The 24,005-nt window shown below is 57.6% G+C and carries 23 protein-coding genes, 2 tRNA genes and 1 pseudogene; 14 read left to right on the top strand and 12 right to left on the bottom strand.

Going from position 1 to position 24,005, the window contains the following annotated elements:
* The first annotated feature begins 464 nt into the window (after positions 1-464).
* Positions 465-2,165 carry an exodeoxyribonuclease V subunit alpha gene (gene recD / locus ACO6EE_RS06295; protein ID WP_485960013.1) on the top strand — a complete coding sequence of 567 codons (1,701 nt, stop codon included), beginning with the start codon at positions 465-467 and terminating at the stop codon, positions 2,163-2,165.
* Between the two features lie 65 nt (positions 2,166-2,230).
* Here the strand turns inward: recD and ACO6EE_RS06290 are convergent, their stop codons facing one another.
* Together ACO6EE_RS06290 and pheA are read right to left on the bottom strand one after the other, a co-directional pair.
* Positions 2,231-2,635, bottom strand: coding sequence for a DUF6636 domain-containing protein (locus ACO6EE_RS06290; RefSeq protein ID WP_485960012.1), 405 nt, complete (start codon positions 2,633-2,635; stop codon positions 2,231-2,233).
* Positions 2,636-2,809: 174 nt separating this feature from the next.
* Positions 2,810-3,889 (bottom strand): prephenate dehydratase, encoded by a 1,080-nt coding sequence (gene pheA / locus ACO6EE_RS06285; protein ID WP_485960010.1) that lies wholly within the window; start codon positions 3,887-3,889, stop codon positions 2,810-2,812.
* Between the two features lie 418 nt (positions 3,890-4,307).
* Here pheA and murA point away from each other — a divergent pair, with 418 nt between their 5' ends.
* Positions 4,308-5,561, top strand: a complete 1,254-nt coding sequence (gene murA, locus ACO6EE_RS06280; RefSeq protein WP_485960009.1) for a UDP-N-acetylglucosamine 1-carboxyvinyltransferase — start codon at positions 4,308-4,310, stop codon at positions 5,559-5,561.
* A 120-nt stretch (positions 5,562-5,681) separates the two neighbouring features.
* Here the strand turns inward: murA and ACO6EE_RS06275 are convergent, their stop codons facing one another.
* Positions 5,682-5,966 (bottom strand): hypothetical protein, encoded by a 285-nt coding sequence (locus tag ACO6EE_RS06275; RefSeq protein ID WP_485960008.1) that lies wholly within the window; start codon positions 5,964-5,966, stop codon positions 5,682-5,684.
* Between the two features lie 268 nt (positions 5,967-6,234).
* Here ACO6EE_RS06275 and ACO6EE_RS06270 point away from each other — a divergent pair, with 268 nt between their 5' ends.
* Positions 6,235-7,209: a YheT family hydrolase gene (locus ACO6EE_RS06270; RefSeq protein ID WP_485960006.1), complete on the top strand. Its 975-nt coding sequence runs from the start codon at positions 6,235-6,237 to the stop codon at positions 7,207-7,209.
* 31 nt (positions 7,210-7,240) lie between these two features.
* Here ACO6EE_RS06270 and ACO6EE_RS06265 read toward each other — a convergent pair.
* Positions 7,241-7,347 (bottom strand): annotated as a pseudogene (locus tag ACO6EE_RS06265) (IS5/IS1182 family transposase); the annotation flags it as partial.
* 88 nt (positions 7,348-7,435) lie between these two features.
* Between ACO6EE_RS06265 and pyrH the strand changes: the two are divergent.
* Positions 7,436-8,149 carry a UMP kinase gene (gene pyrH / locus ACO6EE_RS06260; protein ID WP_003823146.1) on the top strand — a complete coding sequence of 238 codons (714 nt, stop codon included), beginning with the start codon at positions 7,436-7,438 and terminating at the stop codon, positions 8,147-8,149.
* Between the two features lie 242 nt (positions 8,150-8,391).
* Here the strand turns inward: pyrH and ACO6EE_RS06255 are convergent, their stop codons facing one another.
* Both ACO6EE_RS06255 and ACO6EE_RS06250 read right to left on the bottom strand, forming a co-directional pair.
* Complete coding sequence (locus ACO6EE_RS06255) at positions 8,392-8,862, bottom strand: Dps family protein (protein WP_003823145.1); 471 nt, start codon at positions 8,860-8,862, stop codon at positions 8,392-8,394.
* A gap of 185 nt (positions 8,863-9,047) precedes the next feature.
* A complete protein-coding gene (locus ACO6EE_RS06250) occupies positions 9,048-9,530 on the bottom strand; it encodes an RICIN domain-containing protein (protein ID WP_485960004.1) in 483 nt (160 codons plus the stop codon).
* Between the two features lie 350 nt (positions 9,531-9,880).
* On the opposite strand from ACO6EE_RS06250, the gene frr reads away from it, so the two are divergent.
* The 5 genes from frr to ACO6EE_RS06225 all read left to right on the top strand — a co-directional run bounded on the left by frr (position 9,881) and on the right by ACO6EE_RS06225 (position 12,624).
* The gene (gene frr / locus ACO6EE_RS06245) at positions 9,881-10,438 is read left to right on the top strand and encodes a ribosome recycling factor (protein ID WP_003823140.1); all 558 of its coding nucleotides are present in this window, start codon (positions 9,881-9,883) and stop codon (positions 10,436-10,438) included.
* 89 nt (positions 10,439-10,527) lie between these two features.
* A complete protein-coding gene (uppS, locus tag ACO6EE_RS06240) occupies positions 10,528-11,274 on the top strand; it encodes an undecaprenyl pyrophosphate synthase (RefSeq protein WP_485960002.1) in 747 nt (248 codons plus the stop codon).
* Between the two features lie 84 nt (positions 11,275-11,358).
* The gene (locus ACO6EE_RS06235) at positions 11,359-11,856 is read left to right on the top strand and encodes a hypothetical protein (RefSeq protein ID WP_485960000.1); all 498 of its coding nucleotides are present in this window, start codon (positions 11,359-11,361) and stop codon (positions 11,854-11,856) included.
* A 119-nt stretch (positions 11,857-11,975) separates the two neighbouring features.
* Entirely contained in the window at positions 11,976-12,536 is a 561-nt protein-coding gene (gene efp, locus ACO6EE_RS06230) for an elongation factor P (protein ID WP_003823135.1), read from the top strand.
* A 12-nt stretch (positions 12,537-12,548) separates the two neighbouring features.
* A tRNA-Thr gene (locus tag ACO6EE_RS06225) sits at positions 12,549-12,624 on the top strand.
* A 60-nt stretch (positions 12,625-12,684) separates the two neighbouring features.
* On the opposite strand, the gene ACO6EE_RS06220 is transcribed toward ACO6EE_RS06225, so the two are convergent.
* The 3 genes from ACO6EE_RS06220 to dinG all read right to left on the bottom strand — a co-directional run bounded on the left by ACO6EE_RS06220 (position 12,685) and on the right by dinG (position 17,619).
* A complete protein-coding gene (locus ACO6EE_RS06220) occupies positions 12,685-13,080 on the bottom strand; it encodes a hypothetical protein (protein ID WP_485959998.1) in 396 nt (131 codons plus the stop codon).
* Positions 13,081-13,387: 307 nt separating this feature from the next.
* Entirely contained in the window at positions 13,388-15,247 is a 1,860-nt protein-coding gene (locus tag ACO6EE_RS06215; protein WP_485959997.1) for a lytic transglycosylase domain-containing protein, read from the bottom strand.
* Positions 15,248-15,483: 236 nt separating this feature from the next.
* Positions 15,484-17,619: an ATP-dependent DNA helicase DinG gene (gene dinG / locus ACO6EE_RS06210; protein WP_485959995.1), complete on the bottom strand. Its 2,136-nt coding sequence runs from the start codon at positions 17,617-17,619 to the stop codon at positions 15,484-15,486.
* 40 nt (positions 17,620-17,659) lie between these two features.
* On the opposite strand from dinG, the gene ACO6EE_RS06205 reads away from it, so the two are divergent.
* The 5 genes from ACO6EE_RS06205 to rng all read left to right on the top strand — a co-directional run bounded on the left by ACO6EE_RS06205 (position 17,660) and on the right by rng (position 21,930).
* Complete coding sequence (locus ACO6EE_RS06205; protein WP_485959993.1) at positions 17,660-18,094, top strand: hypothetical protein; 435 nt, start codon at positions 17,660-17,662, stop codon at positions 18,092-18,094.
* Positions 18,091-18,474: a hypothetical protein gene (locus tag ACO6EE_RS06200; RefSeq protein ID WP_485959991.1), complete on the top strand. Its 384-nt coding sequence runs from the start codon at positions 18,091-18,093 to the stop codon at positions 18,472-18,474. The genes ACO6EE_RS06205 and ACO6EE_RS06200 overlap by 4 nt, the downstream gene beginning before the upstream one ends.
* Before the next feature lie 48 nt (positions 18,475-18,522).
* A tRNA-Pro gene (locus ACO6EE_RS06195) sits at positions 18,523-18,599 on the top strand.
* Positions 18,600-18,856: 257 nt separating this feature from the next.
* The gene (gene tyrS, locus ACO6EE_RS06190) at positions 18,857-20,158 is read left to right on the top strand and encodes a tyrosine--tRNA ligase (protein WP_485959989.1); all 1,302 of its coding nucleotides are present in this window, start codon (positions 18,857-18,859) and stop codon (positions 20,156-20,158) included.
* Positions 20,159-20,430: 272 nt separating this feature from the next.
* A complete protein-coding gene (gene rng / locus ACO6EE_RS06185; protein ID WP_485959988.1) occupies positions 20,431-21,930 on the top strand; it encodes a ribonuclease G in 1,500 nt (499 codons plus the stop codon).
* 173 nt (positions 21,931-22,103) lie between these two features.
* Here the strand turns inward: rng and mscL are convergent, their stop codons facing one another.
* The 3 genes from mscL to ACO6EE_RS06170 all read right to left on the bottom strand — a co-directional run bounded on the left by mscL (position 22,104) and on the right by ACO6EE_RS06170 (position 23,987).
* Positions 22,104-22,535: a large conductance mechanosensitive channel protein MscL gene (gene mscL / locus ACO6EE_RS06180; protein ID WP_003823120.1), complete on the bottom strand. Its 432-nt coding sequence runs from the start codon at positions 22,533-22,535 to the stop codon at positions 22,104-22,106.
* Positions 22,536-22,652: 117 nt separating this feature from the next.
* Positions 22,653-22,964 carry a DUF705 domain-containing protein gene (locus ACO6EE_RS06175; RefSeq protein ID WP_485959986.1) on the bottom strand — a complete coding sequence of 104 codons (312 nt, stop codon included), beginning with the start codon at positions 22,962-22,964 and terminating at the stop codon, positions 22,653-22,655.
* A 141-nt stretch (positions 22,965-23,105) separates the two neighbouring features.
* Positions 23,106-23,987 carry a carbohydrate kinase family protein gene (locus ACO6EE_RS06170; protein ID WP_485959984.1) on the bottom strand — a complete coding sequence of 294 codons (882 nt, stop codon included), beginning with the start codon at positions 23,985-23,987 and terminating at the stop codon, positions 23,106-23,108.
* Between the last annotated feature and the right edge of the window lie 18 nt (positions 23,988-24,005).

Raw genomic sequence — 24,005 nt, 5'->3', positions numbered from 1 at the left:
GTTCTGGGTCGTGGACAATATGGCTGTTCCAGAGTTTGTCGTAGAGGGTTTGTGCACTCATTAGATTTATTCCTTGGTGTGGTTTTAGGGTGGATTATGCACATAATGTCTAAAAAACGCAAGAGAGAGAAAGTAAAAATTACCTTAGATGTAGTGTAGCTTAGTTTTATATACATTTTGTCTAATTTAACGGGTAGGGTTACCTGAAATATGGCCTTAGCCAAATCGGCTTGAATGCAATCTCCGCATCCAAGATAGTGGATAAAAAAGAGTGGGATAAGGCTTAGGCCGCGGGCAGGGCAGGTAGTACGGCAGGCGAACTAATGTGGTAGCTTTCTTATTCTGGTTCGCTATGCAGGCCATTCCCAGTTTGGAACGGATGAGACCAGCGCTTATAATTCACACTTGGTTTTACCGCCCATTTGCCGCCTGTACCGCCCGCAGGCTACCTGAAAGAATCCGCTATGACCGAATACCGTTACCCCGCAGCCCAAGCCGCTGCCGAAATGTTGCAGCGTTTGGCACCGCAGGCTGCCGCGCCGGTGCTGCCGCTGCTGGACGAACTGTTTGCCGCGCAAGAGGGCAGCCACAGCTACATCACGCTTACGCCGCAAGAGGCGGATGCGCTGCGTCAGGCCGCGCCGGTGGTGGGCGATGGCAGTGGCTTCACGCCTTTGGTATTGCGCGGGCGGCGGCTGTTTAGCGGCAGACTGTTTGCGCTGGAGCGCAGTGTGGCTGCCGAATTGCGGCGGATTGCACGCGGTCGGGTGAGGCTACCTGAAAATGCCGGGCTGCGGCAGCGTTTGTGCGATTGGTTTCCCGATGCCGGGCATAACGAGCAGCGGCTGGCTGCCGCGCTGGCGGTGTTGCAGCCGCTGATGCTGGTCACCGGCGGGCCGGGTACGGGCAAAACCACCACCGTGGCCAAGCTGTTGGCGCTGCTGTGTGCCGATGCGGCCGAGATGCCGAGCATCGCGCTCACCGCCCCCACCGGTAAGGCTGCCGCCCACATGACCCGTTCGCTGCACCGCGCGTTGAATGGCTTTAAGGTGGGTAGCGAGCAGGTGTTGCAGCATTTAACGGCATTGGAAGGACAAACTGTCCACCGTTTGTTGAAACTGAACACCACCGGCCGCCGGAAATTCGACCGCGAGCAGCCGCTGCCATTTGATATTGTGGTGGCCGATGAGGCTTCCATGCTGGATTTGCCGCTGCTGCACCAATTATTGTGTGCCATTCCCGAGCATGGCCGCCTGATTTTGCTGGGTGATGAAAACCAGCTGCCGCCGGTGGGCATCGGCGCCGTGCTGCCCGTGCTGGCGCAGCCCACCGTGCTCACTGCCGAAGAAGCCGCTAAGTTGGCAGAATGGCTACCTGAAGGCGTGCCGTTTGAGGTGCGGGATAACCCGCCGCCACTGGCCGGCAATGTGGCGCGGCTGGAATACAGCCACCGTTTCGACCCGCAGCGTGGCGTGGGCGCACTGGCGCAGGCCGTGGTGGGCGGCGAGGCGGCGGCTGCCGAAGCTGCGTTTGCCCGCTTCACCGATGACTTATTCAGGCTACCTGAAACCCCTGCCGCCTTGGCACGCCGATTTGCCAAACAGCACGAAGCCTACTGGCAGGCGGTAAGCAGCGGCGACCTGGCGGCCTGCTTCGCCTCCCAGCAGCAACTGGTGTTGCTGGCCGCACGGCGCAGCCAGGCGGCAGAGTTCAACCACGAATACCGCAAGCTCCTGGTTGCGCAGGGCAGGGCGGCGGAACAGGGCTGGTTTGCCGGGCAGGTACTGATGGTGGCGGAAAACGATTATGCGGTAAAAGTGTTCAACGGCGACATCGGCATCGTGCTGCCGCACGGCGACGGGCTGGCTGCATTTTTCCCCGATGCCGGCGGCTTCCGCACCGTATCGCTCAGCCGTCTGCCCGCGCACGATACCGCCTTCGCCATGACCGTGCACAAAAGCCAAGGCTCGGAATACCAAGAAGTGTGGCTCTTGGGCGATGAAGCCGATTCTGCCCTGTTCGACCGCACCCTGCTCTACACCGCCATTACCCGCGCCCGCCGCCGCTTCGGCTACGCCGGCCAGATGAGCGCCCTCTCTGCCGCCGTGCAGCGCAAAAACCACCGCCGTACCGGTTTGGGCGAGGCGTTGCAATCGGTGGAGTAAACGGGTGTTAGCAAGAGAAAGGCTACCTGAAAATTTCAGGTAGCCTTTTGTGTACACTAGAGAAGTTAGAACAGGCGTTGGCGACGGCTGCTGATTTCGAAGCCGTGGTTTTGGCTGTTGGTGCAAGTCATGCCGCTGGTGCGGCTGGTGCACTGCCAGCCGTTGCCGCGCAGGGTTTGGCCGTAGGGCAGCACGCGGCTGTCGGGGCTGGCGAGGCTGTCGCCCACGCAACCCATTTGGGTGTGGCCGGTGCGGGCGATGGAGAAGTTGCTGCCCCAATCGAGTTCGCAATCGCGCGGTTTGGGGAGGACTGGACGATCGGGCTGGGGAATCTGGCATTCCACTACGCCGGGAGAGTGGTCGTACATGCAGTTGATGTTGCCGCTGGGGCTGCGGAACATTTTGATATCGGCATGGGCAGTGCCGGCAGCGAACAGGATGGCTGTGGCGGCAAGGGGCAGGATACGCATGGTGTGATTCCATTAGGGTGGTTAGAAAAGAAAGATTTTAGCGCAAAGTTGGATGTTTTTTGAGCTTTAGTAGAGACTAATTTTAGTTGCTTTAATAGTTTTGCAGAAACTCCATTTCTTTTGGAAAGCTTGTTTCAGGTAGCCTCTTGCTGCATCAAGAAGCTACCTGAAAATCTACAGCACGGCCTGTGGATAGGCGCCGATGATTTTCACGAAGGCGGCGCGTTCGGCGAGGGCTTCGAGGGCGGGCTGGATTTGTGGGCTGTCGGCATGGCCTTCGATGTCGATGAAGAAGAGGTAGTCCCATAGGCCGGCGCGGCTGGGTCGGCTTTCGAGCTTGGTCATGGAGATGCCGTGCTCGGAGAAGGGTTGGAGCAGGCGGTGTACGGTGCCGGGACGGTTGGGGGCGGAAACAATGAGGGAAGTTTTGTCGCGGCCGGAGGGCTGGGTACGGTTGTGGCCGAAGATGAGGAAACGGGTGGTGTTGTTGGGCTCGTCTTCGATGTTGGCGGCGAGTTTGGCCAGGTGGTAGTGCTCGGCGGCAGCCTGGCCGGCAATGGCGGCGGCTTGCGGCTCGTCGACGGCGAGGCGGGCGGCTTCGGCGTTGCTGGCCACGGAAATGCGGGTGGCACGGGGCAGGTGGCGGTTGAGCCACTCGTGGCATTGGGCGAGCGCTTGGGCGTGGGCATACACTTTTTCCGGCTGCCCGTTGCCGCCGGGTTGCTGCAATAAATGATGCTGGATGCGCAGGAGTACTTCGCCGCAGGCGCGCAGGGGGGTGGAAACCATAAGGTCGAGGGTGCGCCCGACCGGGCCTTCGGTGGAGTTTTCCACGGGGGCAACGGCGTAGTCGGCCTGGCGGGCCTCTACGAGGCGGAAGCATTCGTCGATGGAGGGGCAGGGCTGGGTGCGGGCGGCGTGGCCAAAGTGCTTCACGGCGGCTTGCTGGGTGAAGGTGGCTTCGGGGCCGAGGTAGGCGATGGTGAGCGGTCGTTCTACAGCGAGGCATTCGCTCATGATTTCGCGGAACAGGCGGGCAACGGCTTCGTCTGGCAGGAGGCCGGCGGCGGTTTGGTTCAGGCTTTGAATGCGCTGCAACACTTGGGCTTCGCGCTCGGGGCGGTAGACGATGCCGGTACCTTTGAGCTCGCCGATGGCGCGTGCGTGGGCGGCGCGTCGGTTGAGCAGGCTGAGGATTTCGGCGTCGATGGCATCGATGGCCTGACGGTGGGGGGCGAGGGATTGGTCGGGCATGGCGCGGCCTTTGTGCTGGATGGGGATGGGTTGATTGTATAGCAGATTGGCGTCCTTTTGATACCAGGTGGGCTAAGGCTGCAGCGGAAGTGAAGTGAGCTTGCTATAGCGCAGAAAAACGGGGTGTTGGTGTGGGCTGAATGTTTTCAGGTAGCCTTGGAGCGGGCGGGAGGCTACCTGAAAAGCATGGTGGTATAGTGGATTAACAAAAACCAGGACAAGGCGACGAGCCGCAGACAGTACAGATAGTACGGCAAGGCGAGGCAACGCTGTACTGGTTTAAATTTAATCCACTATAAAAGTTGGGCAAAGGCTGCCTATGGCTAAGGCAAAACGTTTATAATCTCGCGTTTTCAGGTAGCCTTTGTTGCCAGAGGCTGCCGCTTCAACCTAAAGATTAAAGAAATTCAACTGAAACATGGACAAACTGAAAATTACCGGCAACGGTCCGTTGCACGGCGAAATTGTGGTTTCCGGCGCGAAAAACGCCGCCCTGCCGCTGATGTGCGCCGGGCTGTTAACCGAAGATATTCTGCATCTGACCAATGTGCCGATGCTGGCCGACGTGAAAACCACGCACAAACTCTTGCAAGGTATGGGCGCGGAAGTGGAAAGCGACGGCGTGAGCGAATTCAAAATCAACGGCGGCACGGTGAACAATACTTGCGCGCCGTATGAATTGGTGAAAACCATGCGTGCTTCCATTTTGGTGCTTGGCCCCACGCTGGCGCGTTTCGGTGAGGCGGAGGTGAGCCTGCCCGGCGGCTGTGCCATTGGCTCGCGGCCGGTGGATCAGCACTTGAAAGGGCTGGAAACCATGGGTGCGGAAATTGTGATTGAACACGGTTATGTGAAGGCGCGCGGCAAGCTCAAAGGCGCGCGTGTGGTGATGGATATGGTGACCGTGGGCGGCACGGAAAACCTGCTGATGGCGGCCACGCTGGCCGAAGGCACCACCGTGCTGGAAAACTGCGCGGTGGAGCCGGAGGTGGTGGATTTGGCCGAATGCTTGGTGAAAATGGGCGCGAAAATCAGCGGTATCGGCACGCCTTCTATGACGATTGAAGGCGTTGAAAAACTGCACGGCTGTACCCACAGCGTGGTGCCCGACCGCATCGAAGCCGGCACTTTTCTCTGCGCCGTAGCCATGACCGGCGGGCAGGTGCGCCTGCAAAATGCCGCGCCTAAAACCATGGAAGCGGTGTTGGACAAGCTGGTGGAAGCCGGCGCGGAAATCCAAACCGGCGAAAATTGGATTGACATTAAAATGACGCAGCGTCCAAAAGCAGTAGACGTGCGTACCGTGCCACACCCGGGCTTTCCCACCGATATGCAGGCGCAGTTTATGGCGATGAACGCAGTGGCCGAGGGCAGTAGCCGGATGGTGGAAACCATTTTTGAAAACCGCTTTATGCACGTGCCCGAACTCAACCGTATGGGCGCACATATCAGCGCTGAGGGCAACACCGCGCTGGTAAAAGGAGTGGAACAACTTTCCGGCGCTACTGTGATGGCCACCGACCTGCGCGCTTCGGCCAGCCTGGTGATTGCCGGTTTGGTGGCCGACGGTGATACCATTGTGGAGCGCATCTACCACTTGGATCGCGGCTACGAGCATATCGAAGAGAAGCTGGGCAAAGTGGGCGCGAAAATCGAACGCTTGAAACAGTAGGCAATTCGAAAGCAAAGGCTACCTGAAAAACCATGCTACAGGGTTTCAGGTAGCCTCAAGCATCAGGAAACAAAAACAGCCCGATATTCGGGCTGTTTTCCAAAAATGTGCCGGTTTGGATTAACGGCAGGACAATCCCAAGATGGTGGGCGGGTTGCCGTTGGACAGTTTGATGCGGCAGGTGGTGCCGGAAGTGCCGGATACCACGGCATAGCGTGCACCGCCTTCGCTGCGGGTGCTGATATTCATAGGCTCTTTCACGCCCATGGATTTGGACGTTTGTGCCAAATTTTGTACCAATTCGGGCGGCAGGCCGGAAGAGTCGTTGCCGATTTTTACATCGCTGGCCCATGCGGACGCAATCGGCAGCAAGGCCAGCATCAGAACAGTTAGTTTGCGTTGCATAGTTCGGTTCCCCTGTGAAAAATGGCTACCGTTGCCGGTAGCTGTGGAAACACTCTACTATATCGATGCAAGGTTTGACAATGATTCTGCCGCTTTTTTACCTACGGCAATGTCGGTAAGTGTTGTATTTTGCGGGTAAGCAATCTAATAGATTTAAATAAACTTCTTTATAAATTAGCCTATTAGTTGGCTAATTTGCTGCCCGATGTGAAGTAGGCGATAGCCAAGCGCGTACTGCCAATTAAATATTTTCAATGGATTGCCACACATGAACCGAAACAATTCCCCCCAATTCCCCGCCTACCGGCCACCGTTTTGGTTGCGCGGCGGGCATTTGCAAAGCATTTGGCCGAAGCTGGTGCGCATTGGCAGCCCGGCCTACCGGCGCGAGCTTTTGCCCGACAGCCTGGGTGCCACCGAAGTGGCCTACGATTTTGTAGATGGCCAACGCCACGATGCGCCGCTATTGATGCTGTTTCACGGGCTGGAAGGCAGCAGCGCCAGCCATTATGCCCGCGCCTTGATGTTTGCCGCGCAACGGCACGGCTGGCATGGCGTGGTGGCGCATTTCCGCAGCTGTGGTGAAGTGGAAAACCGCGCACCCGTGTTTTATCACTCCGGCGACAGTGTCGAAGTCGCGCACATGCTGCAATTAATGCACGCGCGCTACCCGCGTATCTGCGCCGTCGGCATTTCCTTGGGCGGCAACGCATTGGCCAAATATCTGGCCGAACAAGGCAGCCATGCCATTCCGCAGGCTGCCGCCGTAGTGAGCGCGCCGTTGGATTTAACCGCCGCCTCACGCCAGCTGGAGCAGGGTTTAAGCAAAATGCTGTACGCGCCTTATTTTCTGCGTTCGCTATTGCCCAAAGCCGCCGCTTGCGCCGCCCGTTTTCCGCAGATTGACGCCGTTGCCGTGCAAGCCGCCGCCAATCTTACCGATTTCGACAACGCCTTCACCGCCCCCTTGCACGGCTTTGCCGATGCCGCCGACTACTACCGCCGCTCCAGCGCCAAACCCCTACTGCACCAAATCGCCGTGCCCACCCTGATTTTGAACGCACTCAACGATCCCTTCATTCCTGCCGAATCGCTGCCAAAGGCGGGCGATGTGTCGCCAAGCGTTACGTTGTTGCAGCCCGAATACGGCGGCCACGCCGGCTTCCCCGGCACGGCTGATTTGGATTGGCTGCCGGATACTGTATTGCGCTATTTCGACGGCGTGGCAGCAAAGGCTACTTGAAAAGGTAGGCAGATTTTCCAAGTAGCCTGTAATATAGTGAATTAAATTTAAACCAGTACAGCGTTGGCTCGCCTTGCCGTACTATCTGTACTGTCTGCGGCTCGCCGCCTTGTCCTGATTTAAATTTAATCCACTATAATAAACTGCCAAAATCAGCCAACCGACGCCGCCGAAAGAGCGTATAATGCCTGCCGTTTGAATTTTCCAACCATGAAGAGAGGCTGCCATGACTATCCGCTACAAGCGTGTTTTATTGAAACTTTCAGGTGAGGCATTGATGGGTAACGATGCTTTCGGCATCAACCGCACCACGATTATGGGCATTGTCGGGCAGATTGTGGAAATCGCCAAAATGGGTGTGGAAGTGGGTGTGGTGGTTGGCGGCGGCAACTTGTTCCGCGGCGTGGCTGCGCAGGCCAGCGATATGGATCGCGCCACTGCCGACTACATGGGCATGCTCGCCACGGTGATGAATGCCCTGGCCTTGAAAGATGCGTTTGAAAGCCTCGGCCAGCCCGCGCGCGTGCAATCGGCGCTTTCCATGCAGCAGATTGCCGAAACCTATGCCCGCCCCAAAGCCATTCAATATTTGGAAGAAGGCAAAGTGGTGATTTTTGCCGCCGGTACGGGCAATCCCTTCTTCACCACCGACACCGCCGCCGCGCTGCGCGGTGCGGAAATGAACTGCGACATCATGCTCAAGGCCACCAATGTGGACGGCGTGTACACCGCCGACCCGAAAAAAGACGCTTCGGCCACGCGCTATCAAGACATCACGTTTGACGAAGCCATCGTGAAAAACCTGAAAGTGATGGATGCCACCGCCCTGGCGCTGTGCCGCGAGCGCAAGTTGAACATCGTGGTGTTCGGCATTGCCAAAGAAGGCGCGCTCAAACGGGTGGTTCTTGGCGAAGACGAAGGCACTTTGGTGCATATTTGATTGAATTGGCAAGATTGCAGGCCGCTTCTCAACAAAGGGAAGCGGCCTGATGTTTTGAGTTTCAGGTAGCCTGTTGCAGGGGGAGAGGCTACCTGAAAAACACCAACACAAAATCTGCCCAACCCGAAGTTGGTTTCCGCAGAAGTTCAACCTCCTCTGGCAATCTTGCTCCGGCCAGCTTTTCGCGCCGCAAAAAAAACGCCCGTTGCCATAACGGGCGTTGGTGTATTGAACAAACCTGCTTATTTTTGCAGCAACACGCGCAGCATCCAGGCAGTTTTTTCATGGGTTTGCATACGGGTGGTGAGCAGGTCGGCGGTGGGTTCGTCGTTGGCTTCGTCCACAGCGGGGAACAGCTCGCGGCAGGTGCGGATCACGGTTTCCTGGCCTTCCACTAGCTCGCGAATCATAGTAGGAGCATCGTTGCTGCTTTGGCCGTCGGGGATAGAAGTGAGTTTGGCGAATTCGCTGTAGGAACCCGGTGCTTTGAAGCCCAGCGCGCGGATGCGTTCGGCAATTTCGTCCACGGCCAGCGCCAGCTCGTTGTATTGCTCTTCAAACATGGTGTGCAGGCTGTGGAACATCGGACCTTCCACGTTCCAGTGGTAGTTGTGGGTTTTCAGATAAAGGGTGTAGGTGTCGGCCAGCACTTTAGACAGGCCTTGGGCAATGGTTTGACGTTGGGTTTCGTTGATACCGATGTTGATGCTCATGATGGCTCCTTAATTAAATACAGTGGGGAAAAGATTTGTTGCTTGATTGACGGCTATTGTAGTGCTGAGTGTTTTATTTATCCAATTAAAAATTGCTTTTCGATTGATTTTTTATTTTAATACCTAGAAGAAGGCTACCTGAAACCTTTCAGGTAGCCTTCATTATGCGTTTGCCCGTTGCGGCGTTAGCGCAGCACTTCTTGTTCGGGCGAGTCGTTGCGGGTTTGCAGGCGCACGCCGTGCCGGCTGACGCTCCAGCATTGGGCATTGGCGCTGCGGCTGCACAGGCGCTTGCCGTCGCTATACCATTCTTGATTGCGCTTGCCGGTGCAGGATTCGAGGGTGATGTTGCTGCCGGTTTGGGTAAGGCATTGGCCATTTTGGCGGATGGTGCCGTTGCGGACTATACGTTCGAAATATTGGTTGGGCATGTTACGGCAGGGGTGAAGGGTGAGGGTACGGTTGTGGACGGTGATGCATTCGCTGCCGATACGCATGGTGTCGCCATCGGGGAGCTTGGATTCGGATTGTTTTTCGCGGGCAAAAGCAGTGCTGCTCGGGGCTTTGGTGTGGAGTTTGGGTGCATTGGGCGGGATGGGGCGCACGGGGCAATAGGGCAGAGGGCAGGCGGTGAGGAGGAGGGCGGAGAGCAGGATGAGGCGGTGCATGGGGTTATCCTCGTGGGTTCAGGTAGCCTTTTATATAGTGAGGCTGGGAATATGGCATAATTTACTGCTGTGGAATTTAGCAAATGCTGGCTTGATAGGAAAGTAGTGTGCGCAGATTCAAGGCTACCTGAAAATTTAGCGGGCTGAAGATAGGATATGGGAAATCGGCATCATCATGATGTGGTTTATCAGGCTGGAGAGACGGCGGATGCGCGGTTTATGGTGGCGGCGTGCCCGGCGGCCGGAAAACCTTGCCGCAGCGGGCAAAGCAAGGTAGTATCCCGCTCGTTATGCACTATTGCCGTGGCAGCCGGAAGGCTACCTGAAAACATCTCAATTAAGGAAACCCTATGATCAAAGAAATCCAAACCTCAGCCGAAACCAAGATGCAGCGTTCGGTGGAAGTGCTGCGCGAAAACTTAGCCAAAGTGCGCACCGGCCGCGCCCACACCGGCCTGCTCGACCAGGTGGAAGTGGAATACTACGGCAGCATGGTGCCGGTGAGCCAGGTGGCCAACGTAACCCTGCTCGACGCGCGCACCATCAGCGTGAAGCCCTATGAGGGCAATATGGCCGCCGCCGTGGAAAAAGCCATCCGCGATTCCAACCTCGGCCTGAACCCCGCTTCTATGGGCGACCTTATCCGCGTGCCGATGCCGATGCTCACCGAAGAGCGCCGCAAAGACCTGATTAAAGTAGTGCGCGGCGAAGCCGAAGACGGCCGCGTGTCTATTCGCAATGTGCGCCGCGATGCCAACGATCACATCAAAAAATTGCTGAAAGACAAAGAAGTGTCGGAAGACGATGCCCGCCGCGGCGAAGAGCAGATCCAGAAGCTCACCGACAAATACATCGCCGAAGTGGATAAACTGCTGGAGCACAAAGAAGAAGATTTGATGGTGGTGTAAACCATCCGAGCGATACGGCGGCACGGGCTGATATATTGGCCCGTGCCGCCTCAGGCTACCTGAAACCCGCCCAGCCCGAGGAAAAGCATATGAGCAGCAGCACCCAAACCATCCCCGAACGCACCAACATCCCGCGCCATGTCTGCGTGATTATGGACGGCAACGGCCGCTGGGCGAAAAAACGCCTGCTGCCGCGCGTGATGGGGCACAAACGCGGCCTCACCGCCCTGGAAAACCTAGCCGCCCGCTGCGCCGAGCTCGGCGTGGAATACCTCACCGTATTCGCCTTTTCCACCGAAAACTGGCGCCGCCCCGAAGACGAAGTTTCCTTTTTGATGAAGCTGTTTTTGCAGGCGCTAGACGGGAAGGTGGCCAAAATGCACCAAAACAACCTGCGGCTCAAAGTAATCGGCAACCGAAGCCGCTTCCCCGCCGCGATTGTGGAAGGCATCGAAGCCGCCGAACGGCTCACCGCCGACAACACCGGCCTCACGCTCACCGTGGCTGCCGATTACGGCGGCCGCTGGGATATCCTGCAAGCTGCCAACCGGCTGATTGCCGAAGGCAAAAGCGAAATCACCGAAGACGACCTCTCCCAGCGCCTTTCCTTGGCCGAAGCCCCCGAGCCCGACCTGTTTATCCGCACCGGCGGCGAAACCCGCATCAGCAACTTCATGCTTTGGCAAATGGCCTATGCCGAGTTTTATTTCACCGACGCGCTGTGGCCGGATTTCGACGCTGCCGAGTTCGACCGTGCCATTTCTTCCTTCCGGGTGCGCGAACGCCGTTTCGGCCGCACCAGCGAACAGCTGCCGCCGGAACAGCAGCGTGGTTGAGTTGTTGGTTTTCAATCGGGCAGGGCGGCGATGGGCGGATGCCTGTTGCCGCTTTGTTTTAGTGCTACAACCCATGCTCATACTATGAACTATAGTGAATTCTCCATCCACATCGAAAACCTCCGCCAATCATTCGCCAACCGTAATCTCGAAGACTATCTCCTGGCGCTCTATGCCCTGTTGCAAAGCCAACAGGATGCCGTTTGCACGCCCACCCTCTGCCTCAGCCTGCTGCAAGAAGCCTTTACTGCCGCGCCTGCCCCGTTTAACGAACAATGGCTGCTCATCCGCCAGATGCCCGATGAGGGGCTGAAAACAAGCGATCCGTGGCAATACGCCTGTGTCGTGATTATTTTTCAGGTAGCCGAGTTGCACCGCATGCGTGGCCAAGAGCTGCAAAACGAATTGCGCCACTACGGCATCACCTCCGAAACCGGCTATAGCTGGTACAACTTCGACCCACTCACCCTTTTGGAATGCGGCGCGCAGGGGTTGGAAGACAGTTTGGGGGAAGAAGCGGCTGTGGCAGGGGATTGGTCGCTGTTGGGCGATTTGTTGGACTTGGGGCGTTATTACGAATAAGTAGCGCGAAAGGCTACCTGAAAATTTCAGGTAGCCTTTACTTTGGACAGTCAAAACCGTTTGCGCTAAAATGCCGCGTTTTCCGTTTTTCCCTGATTAGACTGAAAGAGATATAAATTATGAAAACCGCACAAGAATTGCGCGCCGGCAACGTATTCATGGTGGGCAGCGAGCCGATGGTGGTACAGAAAACCGAATACATCAAAGGCGGCCGCTCCTCCGCTAAAGTGAGCATGAAGCTGAAAAACCTGCTCACCGGCGCAAACAGCGAAACCATCGTGAAAGCCGATGACAAGTTCGACGTTATCCAGCTCGACCGCAAACAATGCACCTACAGCTATTTCGCCGACCCGATGTATGTATTCATGGACGAAGAGTTCAACCAATACGAAGTTGAAGGCGAAAACATCGGCGATAACCTGAAATTCATCGTAGACGGCATGGAAGACGTGTGCGAAGTAACCTTCTACGAAGGCAACCCGATTTCTGTTGAGCTGCCCACCATCATCGTGCGCGAAGTGGAATACACCGAGCCCGCCGTTAAAGGCGACACTTCCGGCAAAGTGATGAAACCCGCACGCCTCGTGGGCGGTACCGAAATCCAAGTGATGGCCTACATTGAAAACGGCGACAAAGTGGAAATCGACTCCCGCACCGGCGAATTCCGCAAACGCGCCTAATTGCCGAATCTGGCCGGTATAGCTCAGTTGGTAGAGCAGCGCATTCGTAATGCGAAGGTCGGGGGTTCAACTCCCTTTACCGGCACCAATCCAAGCCCCGCTTTTTGCGGGGCTTTTTGCCGGGCGGGTTTCAAGTAGCCTATATGCTTTACTTCTTCAAACGCAATATTTCGCGCAGGGTGCCGTCGTGTAGCCAAATCATGGCGCATAGGGCATACAGGTAGGCGGATGCGGGGGCATTGCCGCTGCGCATCATTTCGAGGGCTACCGGATCGCGCCATGCCCAATACAGCCAGTAGATGCCGTCGACGGAGAACCACATGCCAAACAAGGCCAGCGGCAAGTATTTCCACTGCCAGCGCGCCAACGTGCGCGAGCTGATGGGAGCGAACAGGTAGGTGCTGAAGGCCATTAGAAAACAGATGGGAATATCCCAGTCGGGCGCGGGTTGGAGGTAGGAGTCGGCAATAAGAATGGCGATGCCGCAGGCAAGCGAAAACAGCTTCCAGGGGCGGAGGTAGTCGTGAAGGGAAACGAGCGGCACTTTCAGGTAGCCTTTCTTTAAGATGGGCGGGTGGTGGATGATAGGCAGCTTTTCACGCAGCTAAGGCTACCTGAAAAATAGGTGCTTAAGCCAGCCAGGCACTTGTACAAAAGAAATAATGTGGCGGTATGGGTATTGCACGAAACAGTGCGCCATATAATAGGCAGATAAATCGTGTGCACTCATATTGAGCGCCTACGCAAAAAACAGCAAACTCTGGATTTATATCGGCAAAAAGGCTACCTGAAACTTTTCAGGTAGCCTTTTACCTACCAAATAGGTTGAAACGAAGTTGAGTTAGCCTTCATCACCGTGCTGGAATGGTGCCCATGCGGCGGGTGAGGGAGGTGCGCGGCTCGTTAAACAGGCTGGCGTAATAGGTGGCGTTGGTCATCACGCGTTTGACGTAGTCGCGGGTTTCGTCGAACGGAATGGTTTCGGCATACACTGCGCCTTCGAGCGCTGAGGAGGCTTGCCAGTTGCGGGCACGGCCGGGACCGGCGTTGTAGCCGGCGGTGGCGAGCACTTCGTTGCCCAGCCGGTTGCGGACATCACCCAGATACCAAGTGCCCATGCGGATGTTGCCTTCGATGGTGTGCAATTCGGCCGGATCCATGCCGATTTTGCCGGCAATTTCGCGGGCGGTGGCGGGCATCACCTGCATCAGGCCGGCGGCGCCCACGCGGGAGCGCACGCCAATCATGAAGCGGCTTTCTTGGCGGATGATGCCGTATGCCCAGGCAGGGTCGATATTGGCTTGGGCGGCGTAGCGGCTCACGCTGTCGCGGAAGGGGGAGATATAACGCAGGTTGTAGTTGATTTGGCTGTGGGTTTTGTCGGCGGCATAAATGCCCATCTCGTAGAAGCCGGCATCGTGGGCGAGCTTGGCGGCGGCGAGCAGGGCGGGTTCGTTGAAGCTGTCCACGGCATAGCGCCACTCGGCCTGGGCTTGCTTACGCATGTCCCAATCGCCGCTGCGCTGGGAGGCGCGGAATAAGTTGAGTGCGCGGGAAACCGCACCATCGGCGGCCACTTGTCCGGTTTGGCTGCTGCCGGGCTCGGCGGCGGTGTTGCGGGTGTCCACGTTACCGCCGAGGGCTTCGGTGGCGAGCAGGGCATAGAAGTTGCGGCCGGAGGCTGCGGCTTGGCGATAGTACTGCTGGGCTCGGGTGGAATCACCGCTGGCGGCCAAGCTGCGGGCAAGCCAATATTGCCAGGTGGGGTCGGCACGTAGGGTATCGGGCATGGCGGCGATGATGTTTTGCAGCTCGTTCCAGCGGCCGAGGCGCAGGGCGCTGCGGGCATACCATTCCCAGTGTTCTTTACCAAACTGGTTGCGGTCGGCGCGGTTGAAAGCGTCGAGCGCGGCGGGGAAGCGTTGGTTCAACGCGTAGTGGTGGCCGAGCACGGCCCAGGCAAAGCCGGTTTGAGCCGGGCTGAGGCTGGAGGAGAGGCTTTGCAGGCGTTGGGCGGCATCGGCCTGTTTGCGGGCATTTTGGCCGATTACGCTGTGCAACAGGGCTTCGCGGCCGCCTTGGCTGTCGGGCGTGGCGCTGGTGAGCGGCTCGGGTAAGGGAGAGCCCAAGGCAGAGGCCAAGCGGCGGGCATCGCTGATTTGGTTGTTGGCCAGCAAGCCGCGCACACGCCGCCAAGCAGCATCGGCCGGCAATCTGCCTTGAGTGGCGAGCTGTTCGATCAGGCGGTTGCAGCCTTCGGGCTGGCGGCCGAGTTCGGCCAGCACTTCTTGGGCGGCATTTTGATTTTCCTGCCCGGCCAGTGCGGCATAGCAGCGGGTTTCTTTATCGCGGTCGGCAGGTTTCAGGTAGCCGTATTGCCGAACGAACTCTTGCCATTGGCCGTTACGGCCAAGCTGTTTGAGCCACTGGTTGCGCAGGCTGTTGGCCATAGCGCTGGGCTGGGCTTGGGCGAGGAATTGGGCGGCCTGGCTGGCATCACCCTGTTTGAGCGCGGCTTGGGCGGACTGGAAAAGCTGGTAATCGGCCAGCACTTTGTCTTCAGAATCGCTGCGGCGGCCGCCGGGCAGTTGGACGGCGGCACTGCTGTCGGTGTTGATGGGCTCGACCGGGGTTTCGGTTTGGCTGGAGCAGGCGGCGAGCAGGCCGGCAGTGAGGAGGGGGAGACTATGTTGATATACGATTTTTTTCATGCTTGATGTCGGTTTGGATAATTCGGAATGGCCTAAGGCTACCTGAAAGCGGCGGGGCAATGAAGCGGCAGGCGCAAACAGACGGCGGGTTTTACTGCTTTTTACTCGTGAGCCGGGTTTCAGCCAGCCGGTTGTTCGGTAAGGCTACCTGAAAGTATGGCTTCAATAAAGTTGAAATGTTTAGCCTTGCAGGTTGCTGCAAGGTTAAACATTTCAGGTAGCTCTTTGCTCCGTGTTCAGCCAATACGTTTGAACGGTGGCAGGCAGGCGAGGAGTTGTTTGCCGTAGCGGGCGGTGAGGATGCGGTTGTCGAGGATGGTGATGCGGCCGTAGTCGTGTTCGGTGCGGATGAGGCGGCCCACGGCTTGGGTGAGTTTGATGCCGGCTTCGGGCACGGTGATTTCCATGAAGGGGTTGCCGCCGCGCTGCTCTATCCAGCGGCTGCGGGTTTTTTCGATGGGATGGTCGGGCATGGTGAAGGGCAGTTTGGCGATGATGACGTGGGCGCAGTCGCTGCCGGGCAGGTCGAGGCCTTCGGCGAAGCTGTCGAGCCCGAACAGGATGCTGGCGCGGCCCTCGGCGATGGCGTGGCGGTGGCGTTCGAGCAGAATGGCTTTGGGCAGGTCGCCTTGGATGAGCAATAAGGGTAGGTGGCTTTCAGGTAGCCTTAAGGCCACGTCTTGCATTTGTTTGCGCGAGGAGAATAAAACAAGGGTGCCGACGGCTTCTTCGGGGCTGATGAGCTTGGGCAGCCATTCGGCGATTTCGGCGGTGTGGGCTTCGGCCTGCTTGGGGCTGGCGGCCACGGGCGGGATGTAGAGCTCGCCTTGGGCGGGGAAGTTGAAGGGGCTTTCCAGCGCGAGGGTGGTGGTTTCGGGCAGCCATTGCAGGCCGGTTTGCTGTAATAGGTGTTGGAAGCTGCCGAGCGATTGCAGGGTGGCGGAGGTGAGGATGGCACCGGCGGCGCGGCGCCACAGGCCGGCGGCGAGCATGGCGGCGGCACTCACGGGGGAGGCGTGGAAGGAGTAGTCGGTTTTGTCGCTGTTGTGGCTGCATTCGATCCATTTGGCCAGCGGCGGGGCGTCGCCAACGGGCTCGGTGGCGAGCAAGTCCCACACGGCGCTGATTTGCTCGATGCGGGCGCGGAATATGCCGAACTCGCTGCTGAGGCGGTCGATTTGGGCGCTGTCGCTGTCTTTTTCGCGGCGGGCGGTGGCGAGGGCGTCGTTAAGGCTGTTGGCGTGTTTGTAGAGGCTTTGCGCGGCGGCGGCGGTGTTGGATACGAGTAGGGCGAGCTCTTCTGGGATTTGGCCGTCTTGCCACAGCCATTGCGGATCACGACCGCTGTCGTTGTAGGCGAGCTCGGGGGTGGCGCCGAGGTGGAACTGCCATTCGTAGAGGCTGTCGAGTAGGGAGGCAGCGGCTTCGTCGGCCAAGTTGGCCAGCTCGGCTTTGTCCGTTACGGCGGCGATTTTGTCGGTGATTTGTGGCAGTTTTTCCAGCGCCCACACGGCTTGGTTCAATGAATGCTCGGCGGCAAACTGGTTGAGCGCTTTTTTGGGCAGGTGGTGCGCTTCGTCGATGCAGTAGAAGCTGTGTTCGGGCGCGGGCAGAATCACGCCGCCGCCCATGCCGATATCCACCATGAGCAAATCGTGGTTGCTCACCACCACATCCACGGTTTCGAGCGTGTCTCGGGCAAGGTAGAAGGGGCATTCGGGGCGGTTGGGGCAGGCGGCTTTGAGGCAGCCGTAGTTGTCGTTGTTTACTTTGAGCCAGAGCGTGTCGTCGATTTTTTCCGGCCAGGTGTCGCGGTCGCCGTTGAAGCGGCGTTCGGCGAAGGCATCGGCCAGCTCGCGCAGGGTTTGGATTTCTTCGGGCTTGGGCTTGCTGTCCCACAGGATTTGCGGGGTATCGAAGCCGGCCAGGCTTTGCTGCGCCTGGCTTTGGGTAAGCTGGTAGAGTTTGTAGGGGCAGAGATAGCGGCCGCGCCCTTTGGCCAGGGCAAAGGTGAGCTCGAGCCCGCTTTTTTCCACCAAAAACGGCAAATCGCGCCCTACCAGCTGCTCTTGCAGGGCCACGGTGGCGCTGGATACCACCAGCCGCTTGCCGCGCGTTTGCGCCATGATGCCGCCGGCTAAAAGATAGGCCAGGCTTTTGCCCACGCCGGTGGGGCCTTCAATCACGGCAATGCTCTCGCCCTCGCGCTTGGGCGGCTCTTCGCCGTCGGCTTTTTCCAGCGTGCGCGACAGGGTGTTGGCCACGGCGGCCAGCATTTCGCGCTGCGCTTTGCGCGGGCGGAAATGGGGCAGGTTTTCGCTGATGGCTTGGTAGTGGCGGCGGATGGCGTCTTTTTCTAAATCGGTGAGCATGGCGGTGGCGGCTGGAAAGAAGCGGGTATTATAGAAGATTATGGGAGGGCTTGGGCGGGAGTGGAGGCTACCTGAAAAATATGGAATAGGGCAGAGAAGGCATAGGTGTTCCAAAATCAAAATAAGACAACGCCATATTCTTCATGGAGACGGCTATAAACTTTCAGGTAGCCTGTTGCGCGATAAAGGCTACCTGAAACCCGATGGCGTGCAGGATGAAAGGCAAGTACAATCCGTCGCATCAACCATCAAACCGTGGGAGAGTGAGATGTCTGAACTCTTGGAATTTTTCCGCACCGAAACCGTGGGTGCGGCGGCGGAAACGCTGGATTTTTGGCTCAACGAAAGCAGCTTGGACGAAGCGCCTTCGGCAGAGGAAGTGGCGCAGTGGCAGGCGGTGCTGGATGAGCGCGGCGGTCGGTTTGTGCGGCTGGCGATGATGTGTGCCGACTGGCTTGAGGAGCATGGGGCGTGAACCGCTGGCTGTGGCTGAGCGTTTTGTGGTTTGCGGGCATGATGTATGCCTTGCTGCTGCATCAGGGCAGCAACGCGCCGCTGCCGTTTGCCCATTTCGATAAAGTGGTGCACGCGGCTTTGTTTTTCGGCCAGTTTTGGCTGCTGGCTAAAGTGTTTTTGCTGCGGCGGCAGCCTGTGCCGTGGCAAACTTTGCTGCTGGCGGCGCTGGTGTTGGCTGCGGGCAGCGAGTGGGCGCAGGGCGCGCTCACGGCATCGCGGCAGGTCGATTGGCGTGATGCGGCAGCAGACGTGGCCGGCGCGGCGGCAGCGCTGTATTTTGCCGCGCAGGTGCAGGCGGCGCGCGCCGGGAAGCGGGCGGGCTTGGGCGAAAAGTGTTGAGATGATACTTGCTAAACGCCGCTCCCGGGCTTATAATGCGCCTTCTTTCGGAATGTAGCGCAGTCTGGTAGCGCACTTCGTTCGGGACGAAGGGGTCGGAGGTTCGAATCCTCTCATTCCGACCAGCTTTTTAAAAAGACTTGGTGCTGCCAAGTCTTTTTGTTTTGGTGCGGCGGAAACGCTGTGCCGCTCTCGGTCTTAAAGGCTACCTGAAACTTAATAGTGGATTAAATTTAAATCAGGACAAGGCGGCGAGCCGCAGACAGTACAAATAGTACGGCAAGGCGAGCCAACGCTGTACTGGTTTAAATTTAATTCACTATAGGTTTCGGTCGGGCTGAATATTTCCCAATCCATCCAGTTATTTGCAAAGAAATCTGTTATGACTGCCTCCCTTATCCAAGATTTGCAAGCGCGCGGACTGATCGCGCAAACTACCGATATCGAAGCTTTGAGCACGTTGTTGAACGAACAGAAAATCGCCCTCTACTGCGGTTTCGACCCGACCGCCGACAGCCTGCATATCGGCCACTTGCTGCCCGTGTTGGCCTTACGCCGTTTCCAACAGGCGGGGCATACGCCGATTGCCTTGGTGGGTGGCGCAACCGGCATGATCGGCGACCCCAGCTTCAAAGCAACCGAGCGCAGTTTGAATTCTGCCGAAACCGTTGCCGGCTGGGTAGAAAGCATCCGCAACCAACTGACTCCTTTCTTAAGCTTTGACGGCGACAACGCGGCCATTATGGCCAACAACGCCGACTGGTTCGGCAGCATGAACTGCCTCGACTTCCTGCGCGACATCGGCAAGCATTTTTCCGTCAACGCTATGCTGAACAAAGAGTCCGTCAAACAGCGTATCGAGCGCGACGATGTGGGCATTTCCTTCACCGAGTTCGCCTACTCCCTGCTGCAAGGCTACGACTTTGCCGAATTGAACAAACGTCATGGCGCAGTTTTGGAAATCGGCGGTTCCGACCAATGGGGCAACATCACTGCCGGTATCGACTTGACCCGCCGTCTGCACCAAAAACAAGTATTCGGCCTGACCCTGCCTTTGGTAACCAAATCCGACGGCACCAAATTCGGTAAAACCGAAGGCGGCGCAGTATGGTTGAATGCGAAGAAAACTTCGCCGTATCAGTTCTACCAATTCTGGCTGAAAGTGGCCGATGCTGATGTGTATAAATTCCTGAAGTATTTTACTTTCTTGTCGGTGGAAGAAATCGCCGCCATCGAAGCGAAAGACCAAGCCAGCGGTACCAAGCCCGAAGCACAGCGCATCCTCGCCGAAGAAATGACCCGCCTGATTCACGGCGAAGCCGCCCTGCAAGCCGCGCAGCGCATTACCGAGAGTCTGTTTGCCGAAGACCAAAGCAGCCTGACGGAAAGCGACTTCGAACAACTCGCCCTCGACGGCCTGCCCGCGTTTGAAGTTTCAGGTAGCCTCAATGTGGTGGAAGCCTTGGTAAAAACCGGCTTGGCTTCGTCCAACAAAGAAGCGCGCGGTTTTGTGAACAGTAAAGCGGTATTGCTCAACGGCCAAGCCGCTGAATTGAACAACCCGAACCACGCCGCCGAACGCCCCGACGATGCCTATCTGCTGACCGACGCGCACAAACGCTTCGGCAAATACACCATCCTCCGCCGTGGCAAACGCAACCACGCGCTTTTGGTGTGGCAATGATTTGAATGAAAACCAAAGGCTACCTGAAAACCCAGCTGCTCCGGCCGGATTTTCAGGTAGCCTTATTTTTAGATTTGTGCTTTGAAAACACAGATTATTTTCTCGAGATGGAGGCTAGCTGAAGCCGCTTCCCCGGCTGGAATTCAGGTTGTCGGCAAGGTCGTTTTCATCGTATGATTCTGCCTCCGGCCAGCCGGCAGACAGTAGATTTTGCAGAACAGGCAGGCCGTCAGCCTGTTCTGCAAAATCTAATTGAAATCAGAAAGCTGAACATGCTACAGGCAATTAATCCAATCCGGCTGGCCGACGAAGCCTCCCGCCCGCCGGAAACCATTTTGGTGAACGTAACGCCGCAGGAAACCCGCGTGGCGCTGTTGGAAGAAAACAAAGTGTGCGAGCTGCACATCGACCGCAACAGCGGCCATGGGCTGGTGGGCAATATTTATTTGGGCGTGGTCAAACGCGTGCTGCCCGGCATGCAGAGCGCCTTTATCGACATCGGCTTGGAGCGCGCCGCCTTTTTGCACATTGTGGACGTGCTCGAACAGCGGCAGAAGCCGGAGGAAACCCAGCGCATCGAGCATATGCTGTTTGAAGGGCAAACCATCCTGGTGCAGGTGATTAAAGACCCGATTAACAGCAAAGGCGCGCGCCTTTCCACCCAAATCTCCCTGGCCGGCCGCTTTCTCGTGTATCTGCCGCAAGACAACCACATCGGCATTTCCCAGCGCATCGAAGACGAAGAAGAACGCAACGAATTGCGTAACCGCCTCAAGGCTTTATTGCCCGAAAATGCGGGTGGCTACATCATCCGCACCAGCGCCGAAAACGCCCGTGACGAAGAATTGCAGGCCGACATCGGCTATCTGGCCAAACTGTGGCAAGACATTCTCTCTCGCTCCAAAATCAGCCCGCCCGAAACCATGCTGTATCAGGATTTGCCCCTGAGCCTGCGCGTGCTGCGCGATATGTTCAACAGCAACACTCAGAAAATCTTCGTCGATTCCGCCAATAATTACCGCCTGATGCAGGAATTTGCCCGGCAATACGTGCAGGGCGCGGTGGAGTGCATCCAACACTATCAGGGCGAAAAACCCTTGTTCGAGCTCCATCATGTGGAGCAGGAAATCAACCAATCGCTCAAACCGCGTGTGGATTTAAACTTCGGCGGCTACCTGATTATCGAGAGCACCGAAGCCATGACCACCATCGACGTGAACACCGGCGGCTTCGTGGGCGCGCGCAATTTCGACGAAACCATCTTCAAAACCAACCTCGATGCCTGCCACGCCATCGCCCGCGAGCTGCGCCTGCGCAACCTCGGCGGCATGATTATTGTGGATTTCATCGATATGGTCAGCGAAGAACACCGACAGGCCGTATTGGGTGAGATGGCCAAAGCCCTGCGCTTCGACCGCACCCGCGTTACCCTCAACGGCTTCACCAGCCTGGGCTTGGTGGAGCTCACGCGCAAACGTTCGCGCGAAAACCTCAACCACATCCTGTGCGAATCCTGCCCCACCTGCCAGGGCAGGGGCTACCTGAAAACCGCACAAACCGTGTGCTACGAAATCCAACGCGAAATCGTGCGCGAATCCCGCCGCTTCGATGCCCGCGAATTCCGCATCCTTGCCGCACCGGCCGTTATCGATTTGTTTTTGGACGAAGAATCGCAGTCGCTCGCGCTGCTGATTGATTTTATCGGCAAACCCGTTTCCCTGATGGTGGAGGGTAGTTATACGCAGGAGCAGTTTGATATTGTGCTGCTGTGATGGGGTTGGGTAAGCATAAGGCCGGCTGAAAACGCAATGCAGCAAGTTGCTGCGAAGCCAAGATGTTTAGCTGGCTTTTTGCTTGCTAGGAAGGATTTGAACTGATTGGCGATACAGTAAGAGAAAAGGCTACCTGAAACTATTTTCAGGTAGCCTTTTGCGTTGTACGGCGATTATTTCTTCAGCGAATCGCGGATTTCGCGCAACAGCAGGATTTCTTCAGAGGGCTCGGCAGGAGCTTCTTCCGGAGCGGCTTTTTGCAGTTTGCTAATGCCTTTGATCACGGCAAAGATGGCGGTGGCGATAATCAGGAAGCTGATCACGGTGTTGATAAACAGGCCGATATTCAGGGTAACCGCACCGGCAGCTTGGGCGGCGGCCAGGGTGGCGTAACCGTTGGCAGGCGCGTCGGCACCTGCTTTCAGGGTGATGAACAGGTTGGAGAAGTCCACGCCGCCCAGAATCAGGCCGATAGGCGGCATGATCACGTCGTCTACCAATGATTTGACGATGCCGGAGAAGGCGGTGCCGACTACCATACCGACAGCGAGGTCGATTACGTTGCCGCGCATGATGAAAGCTTTGAATTCGTCGCGTAATGCCATGTGTGTTTCCTTGGAATGGTTAAAAACGGCGGCATGATAAAGGTTTTAGCTGCCGACGTCTTGTAAGTTGCGGATAAATTTTGTTAATTGTGGCTGAATGGCGGGGAATGCAGCAGATTATTCGATTTCGCCGCTGTTGGCTGGCAGGATATGGCGGCAGAAACGCCAATCAGCAACGGCTTGGTCGTCGATATAGGCTTGCGGTTTGGGCAGGAAGGCTTGGAAACAATGGGCGATTCCCAGCTCTTCGGCGCTGGTGCGGGCGTAGTCGGCACCGCCGCTGCTCCATAAGTAGAGCAGATGGCCGGCGTCGTGCAGGCGGCGGATGTGGGCGATTACGGCGGCCATGGGGATACGCGTTTGGCCAACGCTGCGGACGAGGGTGTCGTCAACATCGACGAATATGGTTTTGGGACGGGGCGTATTCATGTGAGGCTACCTGAAAAAAGACCGGGCTGAAGCACTTCGTTTCATACGGCCATATTGCTGCCGGGTATGGAAGGAGGGCTTCAGCCTAATTTGTCAAAGTTGGCTGCTAAGGCACACACCCAGGCTGTTGCCTGTGCCGCCTTATTCAGGGTGCATCAGTGCCTGGATTTCAGCCAGAGAAATATCGGGCACGGCGCCGTGGCGGGTAACGTTGAGCGCACCGATGGCGCAGGCGAAAGCCAGGGTGTCTTCGGGGCGGGCGCCGGAGAGCATTTGGAACAGGAAACCGGCAAGGAAGCTGTCGCCCGCGCCCACAGAATCGGCCATGCTCACGCGGAAGCCGTGGTGGGCGAGGATTTTGCCGTGGCGGAAATACACCGCTCCGTGCTGGCCGAGAGTGATGCAGATGTGGGCGGTGTCGGTGTGGCCGGCGAGGTAGCGCAGGTTTTGTTCGAGGCTGTGGTAGGGCGAGCCGAAGGCGGCGGAGAGCTCGTAGAGTTCCTCGTCGTTGAGCTTGATGAGGTCGGCATGGCGCATGAGACTGAGCACGCGTTCGGGCTCGTAATGCGGTTTGCGCAGATTGACATCGAGCACACGGAAGCGGGCGGCGGGCAGGATTTGCTCCAGTGCGGCACGGGATACGGGATCGCGCCCGGAGAGGCTGCCATACACGAGCACGTCGGATTCGGCCACGCGCGCGAGTGCTGCATCGGTTGTGCAGATTTTATCCCAAGCGCAGGGGTAAACGATGTCGTAGCTGGCGCTGCCGTCGGGCTTGAGCAGCACTTTCACCAGGCTGGTGGCGTGTTCTTCATCGGTTTGCACCAAGTCGGCAGCTACGTTGCGCGCAGTAATCTGGCGCAGCAGCTCTTCGCCGTCGGCATCGCGGCCGCGCCGGCTGATGATGCTGCAGTCCGCGCCAAACGAGGCCAAACGCACCAACACATTGAGCGGCGCGCCGCCGAGGGCTTTGCCGCCGGGGAAGTCGTCCCACAATACTTCGCCGAAGCTGCTGATTTTCATATTTGCTCTCTAAAAATG

The organism is Eikenella sp., from assembly GCF_057315495.1.
Note: the sequence above shows the minus strand (reverse complement) of the source record. Positions and strands in the feature narration are given on the sequence as shown.